This window comes from Janthinobacterium silvisoli (assembly GCF_014200725.1).
Lineage (GTDB): Bacteria > Pseudomonadota > Gammaproteobacteria > Burkholderiales > Burkholderiaceae_D > Janthinobacterium.
In genome coordinates this window covers 1-3,131 of the sequence record NZ_JACHCL010000015.1, presented here as the reverse complement: position 1 = coordinate 3,131, position 3,131 = coordinate 1, and the positions used below count along the sequence as shown (strand labels likewise).

Annotated in this window: 3 protein-coding genes and 2 pseudogenes; 2 read left to right on the top strand and 3 right to left on the bottom strand. The window is 54.4% G+C overall.

Annotated elements, in window-relative coordinates:
- Positions 1–416 precede the first annotated feature (416 nt).
- The gene (locus HDE75_RS26565; protein ID WP_183683138.1) at positions 417–1,958 is read left to right on the top strand and encodes a CocE/NonD family hydrolase; all 1,542 of its coding nucleotides are present in this window, start codon (positions 417–419) and stop codon (positions 1,956–1,958) included.
- A gap of 47 nt (positions 1,959–2,005) precedes the next feature.
- Here the strand turns inward: HDE75_RS26565 and HDE75_RS26560 are convergent, their stop codons facing one another.
- Positions 2,006–2,170, bottom strand: a complete 165-nt coding sequence (locus HDE75_RS26560; protein ID WP_183683141.1) for a hypothetical protein — start codon at positions 2,168–2,170, stop codon at positions 2,006–2,008.
- A pseudogene (locus HDE75_RS26555) lies at positions 2,152–2,594 on the bottom strand (IS66 family transposase); the annotation flags it as partial. The pseudogene HDE75_RS26555 and the gene HDE75_RS26560, both read right to left, overlap by 19 nt.
- On the opposite strand from HDE75_RS26555, the pseudogene HDE75_RS26550 reads away from it, so the two are divergent.
- Positions 2,526–2,723, top strand: a pseudogene (locus tag HDE75_RS26550) (SbcC/MukB-like Walker B domain-containing protein); the annotation flags it as partial. The pseudogenes HDE75_RS26555 and HDE75_RS26550 sit on opposite strands and share 69 nt — an antisense overlap.
- A 213-nt stretch (positions 2,724–2,936) precedes the next feature.
- On the opposite strand, the gene HDE75_RS26635 reads toward HDE75_RS26550, so the two are convergent.
- Positions 2,937–3,131: hypothetical protein (locus HDE75_RS26635; RefSeq protein ID WP_221292015.1), on the bottom strand; the 195-nt coding region annotated here is incomplete at its 5' end.

Below are 3,131 nucleotides of genomic sequence, written 5' to 3'. Positions count from 1 at the left end.
GTGCTGCAACCAGTGTGAAAGTAGGTTATTGTCAGGCTTGTTATTCGTAGTAGAGAAAAACCCCTCCGGTATCCGGTGGGGTTTTTTTTCGTCTGTTGGGTTTGTTATCCTTGTCTGATGAGGATGGCGCCGCCGCTCCTGAATAAGCGTCTAGGCAGCACCGTCCAGACTCTTGAGCAAACTCTTGACCAAGGACACTCAGGCCAAAGTTTCGAGGGAAGTTAACTCGGTTCAGAAGTCGTATCGTTTCTGACAAACACGCGCTAAAAACTTCATGATGGGGCACATTTTGCATCCCCAGCCATTAGTTTCGTGAGGAAGCAGATTTTTGCGACTCAGTCGAAATATTTTCCCAAAGTGAAGTTATTGTGTTGAAGCCAATATAAAATTAGCTAATTATCATCTGGCGATTTTTTATGCGTGTCCTAACTCTCCTCCTTGCCATGGCTGCAGCAACGGTTCACGCGGCAGATGGTTTCACCTTCTCCAATCCTCCAGGCCCGCATGCAGTAGGTGTGAGAGTCGTGCAGCAATACGACCAATCGCGTCTCTACAAGAGTGAAGTTGACTTGGCCACCGGCGAGGCTGTAGAGGGGAAGCGATCCCGACCGATACAGATTGTATTGTGGTATCCGGCGGCCCGTGGTGGAACACCTGTCAGCTACCGCCAATATCTCGAAACCACGCAAACCGAGGATGACTTCACCCGCACCCCGGCCGAGGTGCAACGTATGACAGATGATCGTATCAATGGCAACGCCGGCACGCGCAAGGATGCGCTGCAGCTTGATGTCATGCGCACGATGCAGGCGGTGCGCAATGCACGCACCGAGAGCGGCAAGTTTCCGGTGGTTGTATACGCGCCCAGCTATTCCGCTACGGCTGTCGAGAACGCCGACTTGTGCGAGTATCTGGCCAGCCACGGTTACATCGTGCTGTCCAGCGCCTCGCTAGGATCGCACACACGCGCAATGACGACCGATGTCGATGGTACCGAGGCGCAGGCGGCCGATATCTCATATTTGATTGCCTATGCGGCGTCCCTGCCGCAGGCGGACTCGAACCAGGTCGGCGTGGTCGGCTTTAGCTGGGGCGGCTTGGCTAACGTGTACGCGGCCGCTAGAGATAAGCGTATCAAGGCGCTAGTCAGCCTGGACGGATCAGTCCGCTACTATCCACAGCTGGTCGATGGCGGCAAGGAGGCGGCACCCTATGTGACTCCCAAGCAAGTCGCGGTCCCCATGCTCTACTTGGGCGCGCGGCCGAAGACCATGGAAAAACTCAATAGCGAGGAGACCAGCGTAGCCTTTTCGTTCATGAATGCGATGAAGTATTCTGACGTTTACGTGATGACGATGCTTCCAATGGCACATGCTGACTTTTCTTCCTACAGCATGCGCATGCGTCAAGATAATGAATTCGGTGATTACACGCGTGCTGAGATCTCTGTGGCGCATAGCTGGGCCATGCGTTACACCCGTCATTTTCTCGACGCCTACCTAAAAGGTGATGCGGCTGGCCTGGCTTTTCTCAACAATACACCGGCCACCAACAAGGTACCACCACATATGGTAGTCACTGATGTTCGCCGCAAGCAGGACATTGTGCCGGCCACGTTGGAGAACTATGTGCGCCGCTTGGCTTCAGTGGGCTTCGATCAGGCAGTCCCGGTGTATCAGCAGTTCAGCGCGCAAGATGCCGGCTTCAAGCTGGACCCAAATCAGTTATATGGCTGGGGTTTGCAGTTATATCGCTTGAATCGCTTACCGCAAGCCCGTGAAATCTTCCGCCTCGGCGTGCATTTGTATCCAGAGCTCAGCTTCATGATGGATGGCTTGGCCGAGATGCAGGCCAAGACGGGACAGGAGCAGGAGGCGAGCAAGAGTTACCGCCGCGTGCTGGAGCTCGATCCCAAAAACGTCGACGCGGCCAAGTATCTGAAGGAGCACGGGGCCTAGAAAAGCTTGGCACTCAGCTCAGGCTGTGATTGGTGATTGCCGCCTGATTATGCAGGCTTCGCCATGCCGAGGATGCTTGAGCGTGAAACGTAATACATGCAGGCAAGTATGCTGAGGCTCAGCGCGTGACGCAAGCAGTCTTCCGTGTCGACCCTGTTCAGCTTGGCCGTGCCGATCAGCGAGTAGATGGCGGCTGCACGTTCGCCCAACATGCCGCTTCGTTGATCCCGCCACTTTCGTACAGGGCGTTGCAGCCAGCGTAAGCGTCAGCCTGCACCACGCCCTCGAACTTGGCAAGTGCGTTTGCGGATGGATGCCCTTACGGTCTGGCGAATAGGCGAACCTGATTGCCGGCAGCGTTAGATCACCGGTCGGCCGGTCGTCTCGTACATAGGTCCATAGGCGCCCGGTTTTAGTTTTTCCGTTTCCTGGCGCGAACACCGGCACTGGCGTATCGTCAGCGTGCAGTTTACGAGCTGCCAGTACGTGCTTGCGGATAGCGTCGACCAAGGGACACAGCAGCGCACTGGCGGCGCCGACCCGGCTTGTCAGCAGTGCCCCGATCCGGAGGAAAAACTGGCCTACACTGTGCTGGCGGCCAGCCTGGCGTATCAATTCGGATTGGAGTGGGGCGTGATTCAATTGCGCTCGTTCCGCTTTGTTGTCATTGACGAAGCGTTTGGCTGCGGCTCGGATGACTCGGCGCGTTATGGCCTGGAATTATTCAAGCGCATGAATTTGCAATTACTTATCGTCACGCCGCTCCACATCAGTTCCATCCTGATGGAGTGCACTGCGCTGGAAGTGTACTGTTTTTATGGGACGTGAAGAACGGCATAAACGCTATATCAGCGACCTAGTCCGTTTACATACTGTATTCGCATGGAACAAGGACGTCCTGGTTTTAACTGGCTTATGTCGGCAATACAAAATGTGTAGAAACACCCTGTTTCCCCTTGCATCTACGAGGGCGCTTTGCTATAGTTCGCCTCCCCAATGAGACGCAGTCAAATGCGGCACTTGAGGATCACCGGAAACGGCGATGCGGTAAAAAAGAAGATTGACGGATTTAGTAAAATGCTTCATACTCTTCCTTCTTCGCAGCTGACAAACACAACGCTTTGTCGATAGCGCGAAAGCAGTAACCGAATTGAGTTCTTTAACAATTAACAG

Coding starts and splice junctions, on each gene's coding strand:
- HDE75_RS26560 (WP_183683141.1), bottom strand. CDS start 2,170: ATGTTGGGCGAACGTGCAGCCGCCATCTACTCGCTGATCGGCACGGCC.
- HDE75_RS26565 (WP_183683138.1), top strand. CDS start 417: ATGCGTGTCCTAACTCTCCTCCTTGCCATGGCTGCAGCAACGGTTCAC.